Source organism: Microbacterium sp. NPDC078814 (assembly GCF_040702645.1).
In the GTDB taxonomy this organism is placed as follows: domain Bacteria; phylum Actinomycetota; class Actinomycetes; order Actinomycetales; family Microbacteriaceae; genus Microbacterium.
The window spans coordinates 103,082-121,483 of record NZ_JBFBLT010000004.1; the positions used below are offsets into that span (position 1 = coordinate 103,082).

The window sequence follows — 18,402 nt, forward strand, 5'->3', positions numbered from 1 at the left end:
CTATTCCTGCGCGACGGACCTCTCGTTCGCGAGCGTCTCCAGAAGCGCGGCGATCTGTTGTGGGGAGTCCACACGGAGGGTCGCGGCGCTCTCCCCCGGCCCGACGCGCACGCCGAGGTCGCCCTCCTGCAGCACGCGCATCGCATCCTCGTCGGTCACGTCGTCACCGGCGAAGAGGATGCCCGTCGCGTCGAAGCGCTCCCGGAGGGCGATCATCGCTGCGTCCTTGCCCTCGTTCCGCGACGAGAACTCGAGGACCCGGTGACCGGCGCGCCGCCGCCAGTGCGGGAAGCGCTCGGCGACGAGGGCGTCGATCTCGGCGAAGACCTTCTCCTCGGTGTCCCGGTCCGCGCGGCGGGTGTGCACGCCCATGCCGAAGGCCTTGGGCTCCAGCTCCGCCCCCTCGTAGCGGTCGATGATCGGCTGCGCGGCCGCCCACAGCTCCTCCCGCGCCCCGGTCTCGGTCGCATCGCCCGGCGCGTCGGCGGCCCCCTCGCCGGGGAACCAGTACTGCGCGCCGTGGGAGCCGGCGAGCACCACGACGGAGTCGTCGGTGTGCTCGGTGATCTCCCGGAGGTCGTGCATGCTGCGCCCCGAGACGTAGGCGACCACGGTGTCGGGCATGGCAGCGAGGCGATTCATCTGCGCGGCCACCTCGGGAAGCGCCCGCGCGGCCATGGGGTCCACGACGAGCGGGGAGGCGGTGCCGTCGAAGTCGAGGGCGACCACCAGGCGCGGCGTCGTTGCGAGGGCGGTGAGGTCGGCGTCGGCGGTTCCGGGGATCCAGGGGCGCGTCACGGTGTCTCCGATCGAGAGGAAGAAGGGGGTGCAGGAAGGGCGGTCAGCGGCTGCGGACGTCCGCGAGGGCCTCGAGGAAGGACGACGACCAGGCGTTCACGTCGTTGTCCAGCACACGTCGACGCAGGGACCGCATGCGGCGTCCCTGCTCGGCGGGCGACATCTCCACGGCCTCCATGATCGCGTCCTTGAGCCCGGCGATGTCGTGCGGGTTGACGCGCACGGCCTGACGGAGCTCGTCCGCCGCGCCGGTGAACTCGCTGAGCACCAGCACGCCGCGGTTGTCCGTCCGCGTGGCGATGTACTCCTTCGCGACGAGGTTCATGCCGTCGCGCAGCGCCGTCACGAGCATGACGTCCGCCGCGAGGTACAGGGCGACCATCTCCTCGCGCGGGTATCCCTGATGCAGGTAGCGGATGGCGGAGTGGCCGACCGTGTCATGGTCGCCGTTGATGCGGGCCACCGCGAGCTCGATCTCGTCCCGGAGGTGCGCATAGGCGTCCACCCTCTCCCGGCTCGGACTCGCCACCTGGATGAGCGTGACGTCCTCCACATCGAGGCGGCCGTCTTCGAGGAGCTCGCCGTAGGCCTTGATCCGGTGCCCGATGCCCTTGGTGTAGTCCAGGCGGTCGACGCCGAGGAGGATGCGCTTCGGGTTGCCGAGGCTCGCGCGGATCTCCGCGGCCCGCGCCCGGACGTCCTCCCGCGCGGCGAGTTCGAGGTACGGGGCGGTGTCGATGGAGATCGGGAACGCCTTGGCGATCGCCGTCCGCGAGCCGCCCTGCTCCGGGACCGTGATGTTCGGCCCCTTCACCTCGTAGCGCAACCGGCGTCGCACCGCGGTGAGGAAGTAGGTCGCGTCCTGCGCCCGCTGGAAGCCGATGACGTCGGCGCCGAGCAGTCCGCGGAGGACCTGGTCGCGCCACGGAAGCTGCGCGTAGAGGCCGTGCGCGGGGAACGGGATGTGGTGGAAGTAGCCGATCGTGACGTCGGGGCGCAGCTCGCGGACCATCTGGGGCACCAGCTGGAGCTGGTAGTCGTGGACCCAGACGGTGCCGTCCTCAGCGGCGGCGGCCGCGGCGGCCTCGGCGAACCGGCGGTTGACCCGCACATACGCCTCCCACCACTCACGGTGGTACTGCGGCGGGGCGATGACGTCGTGGTAGAGCGGCCAGATCGTGTCGTTGGCGAAGCCCTCGTAGTAGTCCGCGACCTCCTCGGAGCTCAGCGACACCGGGATGAGATGGATCCCGTCGGCGTCGAAGGCCTCGAGCTCCACGTCCGGCTGACCGGGCCAGCCGACCCAGGCGCCGTGCACGCGGCGCATCATCGGCTCGAGGGCGGCGACGAGGCCGCCGGGCGACGTCCGCCAGGTCTCCTCGCCGTCGGGCCCCACGACCCGGTCCACCGGGAGGCGGTTGGCGACGACGACGAAATCAGCAGCGGTCACAGGGGCACTCCTCGGTCCAGGAGCTTCCAACCTACCGAGGATGAGCGCCGACCGCTGGTCCGCGCTCAGGCCTTGACAGCGGACGTTCCGCGGTGCAGACCGCTGAGGGCCCAGTTGGCGAGACCCGCCGCGAACGCGATGCCGGCCGCGATCATCGGAAGCACGAGGGCGGCCGACGTGCCGAGACTCTCCGCGACCTCCCCCGCCACCGCGGCGCCGATCGACTGGCCGACGATCACGCCGGAGCCGAGCATCGTCATCACCGTCGCCGATCGGCCACGGGGGCTCCGCGCCGCTCCGAAGCTGTACTGGGTGACGAGGGTCGGGCCGATGCCGATGCCCATGATGGCCAGGGCGAGCATCATCCCCGCCGGCGAGTCGACGATGCCGAGCAGCAGCGAGCCGGCGAGGAGGACTCCGGAGAAGACGAGCCATCGCGCCCGGAGCGAGAACCGCGCGGGGAGCCACGCGACACCCAGGGCCAGCAGCGCGGAGCCGACGCCCATCACGCCGTACAGCAGGCCCGCCTGCTCCGGGGCGCCGAGGTCGGCCATGAACGACGTGAGCGAGGTGAGCATGGTTCCGAAGAAGATGCCGACGCCGAGGATGCCGAGGACGACGATGAGGAGCTGCGGCCGGAACAGCTCGGAAACGGCGGAGGGCGCCCGACCGTCCTCGGTGCGGTCCTGCGAGACATGCCGTCCGCTCGGGTGCAGCGCGAAGGCCCCGACGAACACCAGGGTCAGCACGGCGGCGCCGACCAGCGGGGCCCAGGGTGCGAGTGCCGAGGCGAGGACGCCCACGAGGAAAGGACCGAACACGAAGACGGTCTCGTCGGCGGCCGACTCGTACGCCATCGTGCCGGAGACGGTGCGGGCGCGGCGCTCCGCCGGCATCCGCTCGCCGATGATCGTGACCAGACGGGAGCGCGAGAGCGGCGCCACCTGCGGAGCCGTCGCACCGATGCCGATCGCGGTGAGAAGCACGAAGCCGTCGGCGGCCGGACCGTAGACCACCGCGGTGAAGAGCAGGAGCATCGCCGCGTTGCCCACGGCGAGCGCGAGGAGGACCGTGCGCTGGCCGAAGCGGTCGGCGGCGGCGCCCAGGAGCGGGCCGAAGCAGGCGGTGCCGAGACCGACCGCAGCGGACGTGAGCCCGCCGAGCGACAGGGATTCCCGCGCCGACACGACGACGGTCAGCACACCGACCACCATCATGGCGAAGGGCAGACGCGCGATGAACGCGATGAGGAAGTAGGGCAGGCCGGCGAGGCGGAAGAGGCTCGGCTCGGCGATATCGGGCGTGGTGCTGGCGTGTGTCATGGCTCTCGCGCGTCGACGACGCGATGTCGGGTGCCGCCGCTGTCCGCCGGAGATGCCGACGGCCGGTAGATACACGGTTTCTGCGGCCGCGGGCGAACCGCGACCCTCCCATGATATCCGGTGCCTCAGGACGCATGCCCTGCCAGTCGCTCCCCCGCCTTGTCAAGCCACCGACCCGCGTGCGCTCCCTGCGGGTACCGTAGGGGCATGCGCTACCTCTTCAGCACCGGACTCGTCGCCGCGATCTCGGCTGGGATCTCGCTGCTGCGCGGCACCCGCAACGAACCCATCACCTGGCGCTCGCTCCTGTCGTGGGTGAGCTGGGGCATCACCATGGCGCTCGCGGTCGGCGCGGTCGTCGACATGCGCCGTGAGCGCCACGGCGTGCCGGTGGACGCGGACTCCCCGCAGTCGGTGAAGAAGTCCAAGAAGGCGCAGCGTCTGCAGTTCCGTTCGCAGAAGGCCCTCGCCGACGCGCAGGGGCACGCCCAGGACAAGCGGTCCTGACGCACCCCCGCGCCTCCCGCGTCACCGGGTGAGGATGAGTGCCTCGCCCTGACCGCCGCCGCCGCACAGGCCGACCGCCGCGGTTCCGCCTCCCCGGCGGGCCAGCTCGTGCGCGACGTGCACCACGAGGCGGTTGCCGGAGGCACCGATCGGATGACCGATCGCGATGCCGCCGCCGTGCACGTTGACGATCTCCCCGTCCAGCCCGAGCTCGGTCTGCGAGCGGGCCACGACGGCCCCGAACGCCTCGTTGATCTCCACGAGGTCGAGGTCCTGCGGCGTGATGCCCTGTTTCCGGCATGCCTGCTCGATCGCCCGCGCCGGCTGCGCCTGGAGCGAGTTGTCCGGGCCGGCGGTCTGGCCGCTCGCCCCGACGGTCACGAGCACCGGCCAGCCCTTGGCCTCGGCCGTCCCGCGAGTCGTGACGACGACGGCGGAGGCGCCGTCCGAGATCTGGGATGAGTTGCCCGCCGTGATCGAGCCGCCCTCGGCGAAGGCGGCGCGCAGTCCCGCGAGGGTCTCCACCGTGGTCTCGGGGCGCACCCCCTCGTCTCGGGTCACCCGCACGGGTTCGCCCCGGCGCTGCGGCACCTCGACGGCGACGATCTCCGCGTCGAGCACACCGCTCTCCTGCGCGGCGGCGGCCCGCTGATGCGAGAGCGCGGCGACCTGGTCCTGGGCCTCCCGGGTGAGTTCGTAGCGCGCGTTGTGCCGCTCAGTGGACGCGCCCATGCTCTCCCGGTCGTAGGCGTCCGTCAGCCCGTCGTAGGCCATGTGGTCGAGGACCTCGACGGTGCCGTAGGTCCAGCCATCGCGCGATCCCATGAGCAGGTGCGGTGCGCGGGTCATGGACTCCATGCCAGCGGCGACGACGACCTCGGCGTCCCCGGTCCGGATCATGCGCGCCGCGTCGATCACGGCCGTGAGACCGGACAGGCACACCTTGTTCACGGAGTGGGCGGGGACGTCCCAGCCGATCCCGGCGCCGATGGCGGCCTGACGGGCGGCGTTCTGTCCCGACCCCGCGGCGAGCACCTGCCCCACGATGACCGCATCGACGTCTGCCGGGTCCACCCCGCCCTGCTCCAGCGCACCGCGGATCGCGAACGATCCGAGCTGCGGCGCGGTGAAGGCGGCGAGCTGTCCTTTCAGCCGCCCCTGCGGGGTGCGCGCCGCGGCGACGATGACGACATCGTTCTCACTCATTGATCTCGGTCCTTCCGTTGTCCAGTTCCGGGGCGAGGCGGAGAGGCGGCTCCGTGGCCTGCCGCACTTGCTCCACCGAGACGTCGGGCGCGAGCTCGACCAGGACGAGCCCGTCCGGCGTCACGTCGATCACCGCGAGGTCCGTGATGATCCGGTCCACGACGCCGCGTCCGGTCAACGGCAGCGTGCACGCGTCGACGATCTTCGCCGAGCCGTCCTTGGCGACGTGCTCCATCAGCACGATCACCCGTCCGGCGCCGTGCACGAGGTCCATCGCACCCCCTGGGCCCTTGACCATCTTGCCGGGGATCATCCAGTTCGCGAGATCTCCCGTGGCGGAGACCTGCATCGCCCCGAGGATCGCGGCATCGATCTTCCCGCCGCGGATCATGCCGAAGCTGAGGGCGGAGTCGAAGAACGCCGCCCCGGGCAGCGTGGTCACCGTCTCCTTCCCCGCGTTGATGAGATCCGGGTCGACCTCGTCCTCCCGCGGATAGGGCCCGACCCCGAGGATGCCGTTCTCCGACTGCAGCACCACGGTCACGTCGGACGGGACGTGGTTCGGCACGAGCGTGGGCAGGCCGATGCCGAGGTTCACATACGCGCCGTCCGGCAGCTCGGCCGCCGCACGCGCGGCCATCTGGTCTCTCGTGAGCGCCATGTCAGGCTCCTTCCGCGGCGACGGTCCGTCGCTCGATGCGCTGGGGGATGTCCTCGCCGACTTCGACGATCCGGTGCACGAAGACGCCGGGCAGGTGGATCGCGTCCGGGTCGAGCTCTCCCGGTTCGACGAGCCGCTCCACCTGCGCGATGCACACGCGCCCGGCCATCGCAGCGAGCGGGTTGAAGTTCCGCGCCGCCTTCCGGAACACGAGGTTGCCGTGCCGGTCGCCGCGGACCGCATGGACCAGGGCGAAGTCGGTGGTGATCGCCTCCTCCAGCACGAACTCGCGCGGTTCGCCGTGCACCGTGAACGTGCGTACGTCCTTGCGCGGCGAGGCCACCGCGATCGAGCCATCGGCGTGGTACCGGCGAGGCAGACCGCCCTCGGCCACCTGGGTGCCGACGCCCGTCTGGGTGAAGAACGCCGCGATTCCGGATCCTCCCGCCCGCAGCTTCTCGGCGAGCGTGCCCTGCGGGGTCAGCTCCAGCTCGAGCTCCCCGGACAGGAACTGCCGCTCGAACTCCTTGTTCTCCCCCACGTACGACGACGTCATCTTCCGGATGCGCTGCGCGGCGAGCAGGATGCCGAGGCCCCAGTCGTCCACCCCGCAGTTGTTGCTGACGACGCTCAGGTCTGTCGTGCCCTGGGCGAGGAGCGCCTCGATGAGGGCGATCGGGTTCCCGGAGAGCCCGAAGCCTCCGACCGCGAGCGAGGCGCCGTCCGGGATGTCGGCGACCGCGGCCGCCGCGGACTCCCATTGCTTGTCGATCACGTCTGCTCCTTCGGTTCCGTGTCCCCACCAGCCTCCCGCCCCGGCGGAGCCATGACCAGCGCCCTCTTGCGATGTGGACGCCCGCGCCACTAGCGTCCACTATGTGGACACTGCGACGAACCCGGTCCCCGGCACTCAGGCGGTCGCGCGGGCAGCGCGGCTCCTGCGACTGGTGACGGCCGCCGGCACCGACGGCGCCACCCTGCAGGAACTCGCCGGCAGCGCCGGCCTCTCCCGGCCCACCGCGCATCGCCTGCTCAGCGCCCTCCGCGCGGAGGGACTCGTCGACCGCGACGCCGACAGCACGCGCTGGATGCCCGGACCCGAGCTCTTCCTCATGGGATCCGTGGCCGCCGCACGATACGACGTGACGGCCCTGGCCCGGGACATCGTGCGGTCGCTCGCCGTGAAGACTGAGGAGAGCGCGTTCTTCTCCGTCCGCCGCGCGGACGAGACGGTCTGCCTGCTGCGCGAGGAGGGGTCGTTCCCCATCCGCTCGTTCGTGCTGAGCGAGGGGGTGCGCTTCCCGCTCGGCGTGGCGAGCGCCGGCCTCGCGATCCTCGCCTTCCTCCCCGACCACGATGTGGATGCCTACCTGGAGCGCCATCCGGAGCTCGTCGAGAACTGGGGACGCGCTCATGGCGAGCGCCCGTTGCGGAAGCGCCTCGCCGAGACGAAGGAACGCGGGTTCGCCGTCAACCCCGGCCTGATCGTCGAGGGGAGCTGGGGCCTCGGCGCGGCGGTGTTCGACCGCGCCGGACGCCCGGAGTGGGCGCTCAGCCTCACCGGTGTCGCCTTCCGCTTCGGCCCGGAGCGTCAGGCCGAGCTGGGCCGGATCCTCCTCGCTCACGCGCATCAGCTCTCGGCGAGGATCGCGCACGCCCGACGGTGACCTTAATACATACCAGCCGGTATATACTTTCTGGTATGAATCGCTCTGAGGTCATCCCGTCGCTCGTGCTCTCGGGCTACGCGCTGGGTCGCATCGCCGCCCAGGACGCGGGGAACGAGGCGCCCGCCGCGCAATGGCGGGTGCTCAGCCTGCTCGACCAGTCGGGTCCCCGTCGCGTCGGCGAGCTCGCCGCGGCGGCCCGCACGACACAGCCCGGGATGACCCGGTTGCTCGGCACCCTCGAACGCGAGGGCCTCGTCCGCCGCTCCCCCGACCCCGACGATTCCCGTGCCACCGTCGTCGCCGCGACCCCCGACGGCACGGCGGCCCTGGCCGCCTGGCGCTCCGAGTTCCGGGAAACGATCGCACCGCGGTTCGCCGACCTCGACGACGACGACTGGCATGCCCTCACCCGTGCGGCCGAGATCCTCGCCGCCCGCACCTCTGCCGACCGGACAGGAGACATCCGTTGAACACCGCCCCCGCTACACCCGCCCCCTCGGTCTGGCGGCAGCCGGCCCAGGTATGGGCCGTCGCCTTCGCGTGCGTCGTCGCTTTCATGGGCATCGGCCTCGTCGATCCGATCCTCCCGGCCATCGCGGAGTCCCTCGAGGCCACGCCGGTCGAGACGGAACTGCTGTTCACCAGCTACCTCCTCGTCACCGGCCTCGCGATGCTCGTCACCAGCTGGATCTCCAGCCGGATCGGCGCCAAGGCGACCCTCCTCGTCGGTCTCGGCCTGATCGTCGTGTTCGCCTTCCTCTGCGCGATCAGCGGCAGCGTCGACGCGGTCATCGGCTTCCGTGCCGGCTGGGGGCTGGGCAACGCGCTGTTCATCTCGACGGCGCTGGCCACGATCGTCGGCGCCGCATCCGGCGGCAGCAGCGCGGCCATCGTGCTGTATGAGGCGGCACTCGGCCTCGGCATCGCCGTGGGTCCCCTGCTCGGCGGCATCCTCGGCGAGCAGAGCTGGCGCGGCCCGTTCTTCGGCGTCGTGGCCCTGATGGCCATCGCCTTCATCGCCGTGCTCGTGCTGCTGCGGGGTCCGGGCGAGAAGCGCACGCCGGTGAAGTTTTCCGCCCCCTTCACGGCCCTGCGCCGTCCCGCGCTCGCGATCCTCGCCGTGGCCGCCCTGTTCTACAACATCGGCTTCTTCGTGCTGCTCGCGTTCTCGCCCTTCCCCCTGGGCTTCGGCGCGATGGGCATCGGCCTGACCTTCTTCGGCTGGGGTGTCGCCCTCGCGATCACCAGCGTGTGGGTCGCGCCGGTGCTGATGCGCCGGATGCCGCGGACGCACGTGATCCTCACCGTGCTGCCCCTGCTCGCCGTCGATCTCGTGGTCGCGGGACTCGTGGTCGCCGAACCGGCCGCTCTCGTCGTGTGCATCATCGTCGGCGGTCTGCTCCTCGGCATCATGAACACCGTGCTGACCGAAGCCGTCATGGAGGCGACAGACCTCCCCCGCTCCGTCGCCTCTTCGGCCTACTCCGCAGTCCGCTTCCTCGGCGGCGCGATGGCCCCGCCGATCGCCGCCCTGCTGTGGCACCTGTTCAGCGCCACCGTGCCGTACCTCTTCGCCGCCGCCGCCGTCCTGCTGGCCGCGCTGACGATCCTCCTCGGCCGGAAGGTCCTCGCGCACATCGACGACGAGCCGGCTGATGCGACCGCCGAGGACGCGGCGGCGATCCTCGTCGGTGACGCCGGCTGACCTGCTCGGCTACCGTGGGGGCATGACCGACGCTCCTCCCCTCCCCGAGCGCAGCCGACGGGTGCAGGAACACCTCCTCGCGGCCGGTGTCGAGACCGAGATCCGGGTTCTTCCGGACTCGGCGCGCACCGCCGCCGAGGCGGCCGCCGCCATCGGCTGCGACGTCGCCGCGATCGCCAACAGTCTCGTCTTCCTCGCCGACGGCCGCCCCGTCCTCGTCATGACCAGCGGCGGGCACCGGGCGAACCTCGCCGTCCTGGCGCGAAGCGTGGGGGCGAGCGAGGTCGTCATGGCACCGCCCGCCACCGTGCGCGACGCCACCGGACAGGCGATCGGCGGAGTGGCGCCCGTCGGCCATCCCACGTCCCTCCCGACCTTCATCGACAGCGCGCTGCAGGTGTACGACGTGGTGTGGGCGGCGGCGGGCCACCCGCACACCGTCATGCCGCTGACCTTCGCCCAGCTGTCGGATCTGACCGCCGGCACGGTGATCGAGGTCGTCTGACCCGATGTCCGCGCCATGCCCCATGATGGAGGCGATGCCGGCCGCGGCGCGAGCGACCGGCGAGACGGAGGCGATGACATGTGCGGACGATTCGCGAACGACGCGGCGACGGACGAGCTGATCAGGGAGTTCGTCGCCGAGGGCGGCCGCCCGGAGGACTGGTGGAAGTCCTGGCACGGCGCCTACTCGATCGCGCCCACCGAGAGCGCCCCGATCGTCCGGGACCGCGGTGAGGGCCGCATCCTCGAACTCGTGCGGTGGGACTGGCAGAGTCCTCCCAACCGTCCGCAGCGCGCCCCGCTGATCAACGCACGGATGGAGAAGCTCGCCGCCGGGTTCTGGGCGCCGGCGTTCTCCGCCGCGCGGTGCCTCGTGCCGATGCGCGGGTACTTCGAATGGACGGGCGAGAAAGGCCACAAGACCCCGCACTTCCTCCACGGGGACGGCCTGCTCGCCGCCGCCGGCCTCACCTGGTCGATGGAGCATGAGGGAGAGAAGGTGCGCTGCTTCGTCGTCGTCACCCGGGAGGCACGCGATGCCGGTGGGGAGGTGCACGACCGGATGCCCGCCTTCCTGACTCCGGACACCTGGGACGCCTGGCTCACACCGGAGAAGCTCACCGGGCAGACCAAGCTCGATACGCTGGCGATGCTCGATCACACCTCCGCCGATGTCGCGGCGACGCTCCGCGGACACGTCGTCGACCGCAAGGTGAGCAACACGCGCACCGTCGACCCGTCCGATCCCACGCTTCTCGATCCGGTGGCCTGAAACAGGGAGACACGCGACGACGCACGACACCCCGGTCGGGTAGGAGAACGGGCAGAAGTGTGAAACGCTGAGCACACCCCACACCAGCGGTCATCGCGTCCGCGCCTCTTAGCACAGGTTCCCGTGGCGAGAAGGGAATCTTGCGATGGGCAAGTTCATCTACGAGAACAGCGTCAAGGTCGACATCGAAGACCGCGCTCTCACTCACATCCAGCTGGTCATGACCGCGAAGCTCCGCCGTGGCGAGCCCTTCGGCTTCACCTGGAAGGACGACGTCAGCATGGGCGGCGGCCGGACGACGGTCTGGATCCATGCCGGAAGCTCGCTGGTGTACAAGTACCACGGCAGTCGCCAGCCCAGCGTCAACCGCGCCTGGATCGAGGCCCTCGCATTCACCGCCAACGCCCCGAGCGGTCTGTACCTCGTCCCCGAGCCCGCGGACCAGCAGCAGCCGGACGGCAGCGAGAGCGCTCTCACCCGGTCCTAACACGCTCTTCGGCGGGGTTCAACCCCTCTTGTCGGGGATCGAGGTGGTTCGTACCGTGGAGCCCATGGGGAACCAGACGGGAATGACGACGACGCACATCGAGATCGATGGGCACGACTTCCTCCTGCCTCGCAGCACGGATGTCGCGGACCTCATGTCTCGGATCGAGGCGGCGGCGCGCTCGCAACCGACGTTCATCGACTTGGCGACCGGCGACGCTCTGACGAGCGTGCTCATCACCGCGCAGTCGCGCGTCGTCGTCTACCTGATCCGCGAGGACGCCGGCCATGATGCCCCCATCGACGTGCGCTCCACGCTCGACTGGGATCTCTGAGCAGCACGGTCCGCTCGTAGACTGGACGGATGCTTGTCGCCCTCATCCGCCCCCGAGGATCCATGACCGTCGACGTCACCGGGACATCCCTCGAAGACGTCCACGCCCAGCTCGATGCTCATCGTGAGCCGGGCTACGCGCTCACTTCCGCCCCGGTGCGCATGCTCAAGGGTGAGGCGAAGATGGAGGCCACGGGGACGTTCCAGCGCGTCGACGGCGTCGAGCAGATCGAGGCCGAGGACATGGCGGGCATCGAGGCGAAGGTCCCGGAGGGCTGGCAGCTGCTCTCGGTCCGCCGGGCCTGACGCGCGCGCCACCCGCCGCCACAGCGCGCGTTTCCGATCCCCGCGTCGGCAGGTCGTCGCCTCCGCCCCATGCCGGTTCGAAAGGTGCCTCTCCCGGCCGCGAGAGGCACGGTTTTCCCGGCCGCGAGAGGCACGGTTTCGATCCCGCCCTGAGCGATCCAGCCCCGAAACAGGCAGAGAAAAAGCCCCGGAGATGGCGAGATCTCTGAGGCTTGTTCCGTGCACCCCCAGGGACTTGAACCCTGAACCCACTGATTAAGAGTCAGTTGCTCTGCCGATTGAGCTAGAGGTGCGTGGCCCGGGATAACCCCGACCGAGGAATTACATTACCAGCGGTTGGCGCCGACACGAAATCCAGCGCGGCCCGGGCGTGGCTCGGGCGTTTCGCCCCCTCATCCTGGCCGATGGTCTCTGCGGGCGCCGTCGGGGCGGCGACTATCCTGAGAGCGTGACCGCCACTCCCGACGCCGCCGACCTGCGCGCCGATCTCCAGCTCGCCCTCCGCCTAGCCGACGCCGCGGATGCCCAGTCGCTCCCGCGTTTCGACGCCGCCGACCTGGAGATCTCCACGAAGGCGGACCACTCGCACGTGACGGACGCCGACCTGGCGACGGAGCGGGCGATCCGCCGGATCCTCGAGGAGGAACGTCCTGACGACGGCATCTTCGGCGAAGAATTCGGCGCTCAGGGCAGCACCGCCCGGCAGTGGATCATCGACCCGATCGACGGCACCGCGAACTTCCTCCGCGGTGTCCCGCTGTGGGGCACGATGATCGCCCTCGCGATCGACGGCGTGCCGCGCGTCGGCGTGGTCAGCATGCCCGCCCTCGGTCGACGCTGGTGGGCGGCAGCCGGACATGGCGCCTGGACCGTCAGCGACCGCACCGAGCGCCGTCTCGCCACCTCGACCGTCTCCTCGCTGGACGAGGCCAGCGTGAGCTTCCAGAGCATCGCGCAGTGGCGTGACGCCGGACAGCTGGATGCCCTGCTGCGCCTGAGCGCGCACGTCTGGCGCGATCGGGCGTACGGCGACGTCTACGCCTACATGCTCCTCGCCGAAGGACGACTGGAGGCGGTCGCGGAGTTCGATGTGAAGGAGTACGACATCGCAGCGGCTGTGGCGATCGTGAATGAGGCCGGCGGGCGCATGACGGCATTCGACGGCTCCGAGACGATCTCCGCCCGCTCAACACTCGCCACCAACGGCACTCTTCACGACGAGTTCCTCCGTCTCCTGCACGACTGACCACCCCGAGGCCACGATGACCACCCGACGACTCGCGATCCTGACCGGTCTCGTGCTCGCGGGAGCCGCCCTGACGGCGTGCACGGGTGGCGGCACCCCTGAGCCGTCGGCGCCGGGCTCGGCCGCTCCCACGGGAGACGGCGGCGCGAGCGCGACACCGGGCGGGGACGAGCTCACGTGCGAGTCGATGATCTCCGAAGGCACCGTCGCGGCCCTCACCGACGCCGGCTGGACGGCAGAGCCACGCGAGTTCCGCGTCGGGGACGTCGAGCTGACACAGGGACTCCTCTGCCTCTGGGCGGACTTCAGCGTGCCCTCGGACCACGGTCAGATGTACGGCTGGTCCCCCCTGTCCGCCGAGGAGGCGGAGCGCGCACAGGCGGGCCTCGAGGAGGAGGGGTGGCGGAGCGAGGAAGACGCTCAGGGCACGTACGTCACCGAGGACCCGCAGTTCGCCATGAGCACGGACGAGGACGGGTACGGCATGACGTATCTCTTCGGGGACGGCTGGGTGAAGGTCGCCGACACGAAGCAGGGACTCCTCCTCATCGAGGGACAGCGCTGACGCCGCACACCACTCGGGCTGGTGTTGTCAAGCCGCTGGGCCTGAGGCCGCAGACGGACGAGGCTGGTGACATCCGTCGAGGAAAGGAATGCGCATGGGTAACGACAGCGACCGCAACGACATCAGCACCGAGCCCTCCCCCGGCCCCGAGGAGAACGACAACCTCGGCGCCGAGGACAACAAGGGCGAGCCGCGCACCGTTCCGCCCACGGACGGATCGGATGACGACGGCGGCGACGTGCGCGCCGAGGACCCCGACCGCTCGCACTGAGTCTGCCGCCCCGATGCCAGGAGCCCCGCCTCGCACGAGGTGGGGCTCCTTCGCCGTCACTCGGCCGTGGAGCCTTGGACGATCTCGTCGACGAGCGTGATGCCTCCGGTGGAGTTCGCCGATTGCATGAGGTCGTCGATCCACTTCGGGTTCAGCTTGGGCGGCTCCCGCCCTTCGAACGTGAAGCGCAGCGGGATCGACGGATGCAGCCAGATCGTGGAGCGTCCGTACGCATCGCCCTCGGGGTGGGTCCACGACACCGTGAAGCTCTCGTTGCGTCGGAGCTTCGTCGCGATCACGACCTTGAGGTGCGCGAGCGCGCGGTCCTCGATGTGGAGCTGGCTCGTGCTGTCGTACATGATGAACCCCATGTGCGAATGGTAGGCCTCGCCCGACTCCGCCACCAGGGCCGTCATGCCGCGCCTCCCCACCCGCGTCTCAGCCGCGGACGTCCCTCGGGTCGTTGCCGTAGCTGTTCCGCTCCCCGATCGTGCCGTCCTCCCGTCGGATGAGGTGCTCGACCTGACGCGCCCGAGCCGTCTCCCGACCGACGGCGACCGCCTCGTCCTTCGTGTCATGCGGCCCGCTGAACGTGTTCACCTCGCCCTGGACGCGATTGAACCAGCCGCCTTCCTGGTGGAACGTGTCGACATCGCCCTTCGGCATGGCGTCTCCCTTCGTCGTGGACCCCCTTGGTACCGCGCGACCGCAGTCGCCTCCGACCCCCTTGCGCGCGCCGGTTCGGTCGTACGCGCACCGCGCATCGGTCGCGTCCCCCGAAGAGGGGACAGACATCCGGTCACTCCGCCTGCGATCATCGCGATGAGGGAGTCGAACGGGCGGGCGCTGTCCCGCCGATCGGGGAAGGAGACTTCTGATGACGACCGACATCATCGCGGGGCCGTTCCTGACGGCGGTCCGCGAGGCCTGGGACCGTGGGCGGGGAACACTCATCGTCCCCCGGGATTTCACCCTGACGCAGTTGGCGGCCGGAGCGGGGTCGCTGAGCGCAGAGGTCACCGACTCGACGGGGACCCGGTTCGGCTTCCGCGTTCCGCTTCCGGCAGCCGCCCGGTGGGAAGGGAGGGCACAAGGTGGTGAAGGCACGCCGGAGCACTGGGCGCTGTGGAGCGTCATCATCCCGCTCATGGAGGAGCTGGAGACGGACGCCGGGCGCCGCTTCGCCCCCGACGCCGACGGCGTCCGCTGGGTGACCGCATAGTCGACCGCGGTCACCAGCCGCGGAGCCTATCGCAGGCCGTCTTCGCAGTCGCTTCCCCGGCGGGCTTCCCACCAGAGCGCGTACTCGGGTCCCTCCGCGGTCTCGATCGTCCACGGTGGGAAGGTGATGAAGCGGTCGAGCGCGAGTGCCCACGAGCTGTCTGCTCTGGTCGATCCGGGGTCGTCGGCAGGAAGCTCGTCCTCTGTGGACCACGACTCGGCCGGATGGGTCTTCGCCCATTCGTAGATGAGCTGGCCCGTCTGAGACCAATCGCGGTCGTTCATCTCTTCCGCGATCTCCGGGGGCATCGGCGCGCGGTGCGGGGTCCTGTAGTCGTAGGTACACGAGTACGTCCGCCCGTCGTCGCCGACATAGCTCAGCGCGATGGTCACGTTCGTGACGAGGTCCACCCTCCGCCCCAGCACCCACGCTGCGGCGACGAGGAGCACGGCTGCCACCACCACCGCGATCACCGCGACGAGCCAGCCGGTGCGGCGCCGGCTCCGCACGGGCGGGCGGGGTTCGGACGACATCTTCCCATCGTAGCCAGCTCGACGTTCCGACCCCGCGGGGGTCTCTGCGGCCCGTTCCCCGACACGAAGAAGCCCGCCTCCCCGGATACATGACCAGGGAGGCGGGCCTCGTTCTGTGTGACAGCGACCTGGTGGAGCTGGGGGGAATCGAACCCCCGTCCAACGCTGAGTCTCCACGCCTTCTCCGGGCGCAGTCTGTGGAAGCGTTCTGCTCGGCTCCGACCTTTGTCACAGACACCTAAGTCGACGAGCCCAGCCTGGGAAGAGTCCCACGTGACGTCCAGACGCCGTCACGCAGCAAGATTCCTAGATGACGCCAGGATCCGTATCGGAATCACATACGGTCTGACGGACTATCGGGCTCGCTTAGGCAGCGAGGGCGAAGTCGTTGCGCTTGGATTCGGCAACTATTGTTTTGCAGAGAGCGTTTACGAGATAACTCTGCATCCTCGGCCCGCTTCTCGTGGATTCACAGGCGCTGTCGAAACCGATCAGCCCCGTGGTCCTTCTCTCGAAGGAGCCGCTGTCACACTGTGGAATTGTCAGCCTCGGACGACGAGCACCCGAGCATCACAGGATACAACGTTCCCGCCCGCGTCGCCATTCCACGCCGCCCGCGGAGGTCGCGTAGAGTCGGCGCCATGAGCGATGTGACTGTCACCGTCCGCGGCGAGCACGAGGCCCGTCTGGCTCCGGAGCGCGCCACCGCCCACGTCGCGGTCCGCGCGGAAGGGCCGGACCGCGCCGCGGTCGTCGACCATGTGATGCGCTTGGCCGAGCCCGTGCGGACCAGCATCGTGGGCCGCGTGGAAGCCGGCTCCGCTCTCGACTGGAGCAGCACCCGCCTCTCGGTCCGTGCGGAGCGCCCGTGGAACGCCGACGGGAAGCGTCTCGCCCCGGTCTACTACGCGAGCATCGACGTCACCGCGACCTTCGCCGAGGCGTCGGAGCTGTCGGTCTGGATCTCCGACATCTCCGCCTGGGATGGCGTCGAGGTCGGCGGTGTCGACTGGCACCTCACCCCCGAGACCCGCGTTCGCGTGGAACGAGAGGTGGCCACGCAGGCCGTCCACGTGGCCGTGACGAGAGCCGAGGCCTACGCCGCCGCGCTCGGCCTCGCCGACGTGGCTCCCCTGGAGATCGCCGATACCGGCCTGCTCTCCACCACGGCGCCGACGCCCGGCACACCGCTGGGGAAGGCGCGCGGTGCCGTCGCTTTCGCGGCCGACACCGCGCCGGCCATGGAGTACGAGCCGCAGGACATCGTCCTCACGGCGACCGTCGAGGCGCGCTTCCTCGCTCGCTGAGCCTCCGCCGTCAGTCGCTGACGACGTAGGCCGCGAGGTCGGCGGCGAGACGCTCGGACACGTGCGCGTGCACCGCGGTCCCTGCCTCCTGGTGCTCGACGGACAGCAGCATCCCGGTCTCGTGGATCGCCGCGACGAGGTCACCGCGGTCGTACGGGATCACGGCGTGGAGCTCGACGGCCGGCTTCGGCAGCGCCTCCTCGATCGCCGCGCGGAGCTCGACGATGCCCTCGCCGGACCGTGACGAGACGAAGTGCGCCTGCGGCTCCAGGCCGCGCAGCACGAGCCGCTCGTCCTCGGGGATGAGGTCGGCCTTGTTGAAGACGACGATCTCCGGCATGTCGCGCACGCCCACATCGCCCATCACGTCGCGCACGGTCTGCAGCTGGCCGGCCGGGTCGGGGTGCGAGCCGTCGACCACATGCAGCACGACGTCCGCGTCACCGACCTCCTCCAACGTGGAGCGGAAGGCTTCGACGAGCTGGTGCGGCAGGTTGCGCACGAATCCCACCGTGTCGGTGAGCGTGTACACCCGGCCGTCTTCGGTCTCGGACCGACGGACGGTCGCATCGAGGGTCGCGAACAGCGCGTTCTCCACGAGCACGCCCGCGCTCGTCAGCGCGTTGAGCAGACTCGACTTCCCGGCGTTCGTGTACCCGGCGATGGCGACGGAGGGGATGGTGTTGCGCTTGCGTTCGGCCCGCTTCGCCTCGCGCGCGGGAGCGAAGTCGCGGATCTGCTTGCGCAGGAGCGCCATCTTCGTCCGGATGCGTCGGCGGTCGAGCTCGATCTTCGTCTCACCGGGTCCGCGCGAGCCCATGCCCGCGCCTCCGGCGCCGACCTGTCCACCGGCTTGGCGGCTCATCGACTCACCCCAGCCGCGCAGGCGCGGCAGCAGATATTCGAGCTGCGCGAGCTCGACCTGGGCCTTACCTTCTCGGCTCTTGGCATGCTGGCTGAAGATGTCGAGGATCACGGTGGTCCGGTCGATCACCTTGACCCTCACGACGTCTTCGAGCGCACGACGCTGGCTGGGGGCCAGCTCGGTGTCGGCGATCACGGTGTCGGCGCCGACGGCGGCGACGATGTCCTTCAACTCCTGCGCTTTGCCGCGTCCCAGGTAGGTGGCGGCATCCGGGTGCGGACGGCGCTGCAGCACGCCGTCGAGCACGACGGCGCCTGCCGTCTCCGCGAGCGCGGCGAGCTCGCGCAACGAGTTCTCCGCGTCCTCCTGGGCGCCCTGCGGATACACGCCGACGAGCACGACGTTCTCGAGCCGCAGCTGGCGATACTCGACCTCGGTGACGTCTTCGAGCTCCGTCGACAGACCGCCCACACGCCGCAGCGCATGCCGGTCCTCGAGGTCCCACTGGTCGCCGTCTGCGGTCGAGTGCGCGGCCGTCGCTTCGTCCTGGAGCGCCTGCGCGGCGCCGAACATCCGCACCTCCGAGCGCTTCTCTGCGTTCGCCAGCACGCGGTCGACCGTCTGGTCGTCGGTGGAGGGTGTCTTCGTCTCCGTCATCCGTTCCTGTCTCTG

The 18,402-nt window shown here is 70.3% G+C and carries 24 protein-coding genes, 1 tRNA gene and 1 other RNA gene; 14 read left to right on the forward strand and 12 right to left on the reverse strand.

Translation table 11 applies throughout. The features are described from left to right. The 3 genes from otsB to AB0300_RS09300 all read right to left on the reverse strand — a co-directional run bounded on the left by otsB (nucleotide 1) and on the right by AB0300_RS09300 (nucleotide 3,570). Nucleotides 1–798, reverse strand: a complete 798-nt coding sequence (gene otsB, locus AB0300_RS09290; RefSeq protein WP_366215899.1) for a trehalose-phosphatase — start codon at nucleotides 796–798, stop codon at nucleotides 1–3. A gap of 43 nt (nucleotides 799–841) precedes the next feature. Further along, a complete protein-coding gene (locus AB0300_RS09295) occupies nucleotides 842–2,248 on the reverse strand; it encodes a trehalose-6-phosphate synthase (RefSeq protein WP_025103264.1) in 1,407 nt (468 codons plus the stop codon). 65 nt (nucleotides 2,249–2,313) lie between these two features. Beyond that, nucleotides 2,314–3,570 (reverse strand): MFS transporter, encoded by a 1,257-nt coding sequence (locus AB0300_RS09300; RefSeq protein WP_085607362.1) that lies wholly within the window; start codon nucleotides 3,568–3,570, stop codon nucleotides 2,314–2,316. A 207-nt stretch (nucleotides 3,571–3,777) separates the two neighbouring features. Between AB0300_RS09300 and AB0300_RS09305 the strand changes: the two genes are divergently transcribed. Further along, nucleotides 3,778–4,077 (forward strand): hypothetical protein, encoded by a 300-nt coding sequence (locus AB0300_RS09305; RefSeq protein ID WP_025103262.1) that lies wholly within the window; start codon nucleotides 3,778–3,780, stop codon nucleotides 4,075–4,077. A gap of 21 nt (nucleotides 4,078–4,098) precedes the next feature. On the opposite strand, the gene AB0300_RS09310 is transcribed toward AB0300_RS09305, so the two are convergent. From AB0300_RS09310 to AB0300_RS09320, 3 genes are read right to left on the reverse strand one after another with little or no spacing between them, the layout of a single operon-like run. Continuing rightward, nucleotides 4,099–5,283, reverse strand: coding sequence for an acetyl-CoA C-acetyltransferase (locus tag AB0300_RS09310; protein WP_025103261.1), 1,185 nt, complete (start codon nucleotides 5,281–5,283; stop codon nucleotides 4,099–4,101). Continuing rightward, nucleotides 5,276–5,944 carry a CoA transferase subunit B gene (locus AB0300_RS09315; RefSeq protein WP_025103260.1) on the reverse strand — a complete coding sequence of 223 codons (669 nt, stop codon included), beginning with the start codon at nucleotides 5,942–5,944 and terminating at the stop codon, nucleotides 5,276–5,278. Before AB0300_RS09315 ends, AB0300_RS09310 begins: the two co-directional genes overlap by 8 nt. A gap of 1 nt (nucleotide 5,945) precedes the next feature. Further along, a complete protein-coding gene (locus AB0300_RS09320; protein ID WP_025103259.1) occupies nucleotides 5,946–6,719 on the reverse strand; it encodes a CoA transferase subunit A in 774 nt (257 codons plus the stop codon). Nucleotides 6,720–6,822: 103 nt separating this feature from the next. Here AB0300_RS09320 and AB0300_RS09325 point away from each other — a divergent pair, with 103 nt between their 5' ends. The 8 genes from AB0300_RS09325 to AB0300_RS09360 all read left to right on the forward strand — a co-directional run bounded on the left by AB0300_RS09325 (nucleotide 6,823) and on the right by AB0300_RS09360 (nucleotide 11,721). Beyond that, nucleotides 6,823–7,611, forward strand: a complete 789-nt coding sequence (locus tag AB0300_RS09325; protein WP_025103258.1) for an IclR family transcriptional regulator — start codon at nucleotides 6,823–6,825, stop codon at nucleotides 7,609–7,611. 35 nt (nucleotides 7,612–7,646) lie between these two features. Continuing rightward, complete coding sequence (locus tag AB0300_RS09330) at nucleotides 7,647–8,084, forward strand: MarR family transcriptional regulator (protein ID WP_025103257.1); 438 nt, start codon at nucleotides 7,647–7,649, stop codon at nucleotides 8,082–8,084. Continuing rightward, nucleotides 8,081–9,319, forward strand: coding sequence for an MFS transporter (locus tag AB0300_RS09335; RefSeq protein ID WP_025103256.1), 1,239 nt, complete (start codon nucleotides 8,081–8,083; stop codon nucleotides 9,317–9,319). Before AB0300_RS09330 ends, AB0300_RS09335 begins: the two co-directional genes overlap by 4 nt. 22 nt (nucleotides 9,320–9,341) lie before the next feature. After that, entirely contained in the window at nucleotides 9,342–9,824 is a 483-nt protein-coding gene (locus AB0300_RS09340; RefSeq protein WP_025103255.1) for a YbaK/EbsC family protein, read from the forward strand. Nucleotides 9,825–9,902: 78 nt separating this feature from the next. Continuing rightward, nucleotides 9,903–10,595, forward strand: coding sequence for an SOS response-associated peptidase (locus AB0300_RS09345; RefSeq protein ID WP_085607360.1), 693 nt, complete (start codon nucleotides 9,903–9,905; stop codon nucleotides 10,593–10,595). Between the two features lie 145 nt (nucleotides 10,596–10,740). Next, complete coding sequence (locus AB0300_RS09350; RefSeq protein WP_025103253.1) at nucleotides 10,741–11,082, forward strand: hypothetical protein; 342 nt, start codon at nucleotides 10,741–10,743, stop codon at nucleotides 11,080–11,082. Between the two features lie 64 nt (nucleotides 11,083–11,146). Next, nucleotides 11,147–11,416 carry a hypothetical protein gene (locus AB0300_RS09355; RefSeq protein ID WP_126893022.1) on the forward strand — a complete coding sequence of 90 codons (270 nt, stop codon included), beginning with the start codon at nucleotides 11,147–11,149 and terminating at the stop codon, nucleotides 11,414–11,416. A gap of 29 nt (nucleotides 11,417–11,445) precedes the next feature. After that, nucleotides 11,446–11,721 (forward strand): hypothetical protein, encoded by a 276-nt coding sequence (locus AB0300_RS09360; RefSeq protein ID WP_025103251.1) that lies wholly within the window; start codon nucleotides 11,446–11,448, stop codon nucleotides 11,719–11,721. A 220-nt stretch (nucleotides 11,722–11,941) separates the two neighbouring features. On the opposite strand, the gene AB0300_RS09365 is transcribed toward AB0300_RS09360, so the two are convergent. After that, nucleotides 11,942–12,014 (reverse strand) — tRNA-Lys (locus AB0300_RS09365). A gap of 155 nt (nucleotides 12,015–12,169) precedes the next feature. Here AB0300_RS09365 and AB0300_RS09370 point away from each other — a divergent pair. From AB0300_RS09370 to AB0300_RS09380, 3 genes are all read left to right on the forward strand, one after another. Further along, nucleotides 12,170–12,967 carry an inositol monophosphatase family protein gene (locus AB0300_RS09370; RefSeq protein WP_366215900.1) on the forward strand — a complete coding sequence of 266 codons (798 nt, stop codon included), beginning with the start codon at nucleotides 12,170–12,172 and terminating at the stop codon, nucleotides 12,965–12,967. A 16-nt stretch (nucleotides 12,968–12,983) separates the two neighbouring features. After that, entirely contained in the window at nucleotides 12,984–13,532 is a 549-nt protein-coding gene (locus AB0300_RS09375) for a hypothetical protein (protein WP_366215901.1), read from the forward strand. A 94-nt stretch (nucleotides 13,533–13,626) separates the two neighbouring features. After that, nucleotides 13,627–13,803 (forward strand): hypothetical protein, encoded by a 177-nt coding sequence (locus AB0300_RS09380; RefSeq protein WP_153244977.1) that lies wholly within the window; start codon nucleotides 13,627–13,629, stop codon nucleotides 13,801–13,803. Between the two features lie 56 nt (nucleotides 13,804–13,859). Here AB0300_RS09380 and AB0300_RS09385 read toward each other — a convergent pair whose 3' ends face one another. Then, nucleotides 13,860–14,174, reverse strand: a complete 315-nt coding sequence (locus AB0300_RS09385; RefSeq protein ID WP_126893058.1) for a hypothetical protein — start codon at nucleotides 14,172–14,174, stop codon at nucleotides 13,860–13,862. A gap of 67 nt (nucleotides 14,175–14,241) precedes the next feature. Further along, complete coding sequence (locus AB0300_RS09390) at nucleotides 14,242–14,469, reverse strand: DUF2188 domain-containing protein (RefSeq protein WP_062634870.1); 228 nt, start codon at nucleotides 14,467–14,469, stop codon at nucleotides 14,242–14,244. A 211-nt stretch (nucleotides 14,470–14,680) separates the two neighbouring features. On the opposite strand from AB0300_RS09390, the gene AB0300_RS09395 reads away from it, so the two are divergent. After that, entirely contained in the window at nucleotides 14,681–15,025 is a 345-nt protein-coding gene (locus AB0300_RS09395) for a hypothetical protein (protein ID WP_085607350.1), read from the forward strand. A gap of 26 nt (nucleotides 15,026–15,051) precedes the next feature. Here the strand turns inward: AB0300_RS09395 and AB0300_RS09400 are convergent, their stop codons facing one another. Beyond that, nucleotides 15,052–15,558, reverse strand: a complete 507-nt coding sequence (locus AB0300_RS09400) for a hypothetical protein (RefSeq protein WP_194088841.1) — start codon at nucleotides 15,556–15,558, stop codon at nucleotides 15,052–15,054. Nucleotides 15,559–15,687: 129 nt separating this feature from the next. Next, nucleotides 15,688–16,057, reverse strand: a transfer-messenger RNA (tmRNA) gene (gene ssrA / locus AB0300_RS09405). A 142-nt stretch (nucleotides 16,058–16,199) separates the two neighbouring features. Here ssrA and AB0300_RS09410 point away from each other — a divergent pair. Continuing rightward, a complete protein-coding gene (locus AB0300_RS09410) occupies nucleotides 16,200–16,865 on the forward strand; it encodes an SIMPL domain-containing protein (RefSeq protein WP_366215902.1) in 666 nt (221 codons plus the stop codon). Between the two features lie 10 nt (nucleotides 16,866–16,875). Here the strand turns inward: AB0300_RS09410 and hflX are convergent, their stop codons facing one another. Next, the gene (gene hflX / locus AB0300_RS09415; RefSeq protein WP_366215903.1) at nucleotides 16,876–18,387 is read right to left on the reverse strand and encodes a GTPase HflX; all 1,512 of its coding nucleotides are present in this window, start codon (nucleotides 18,385–18,387) and stop codon (nucleotides 16,876–16,878) included. Nucleotides 18,388–18,402: the final 15 nt, after the last annotated feature.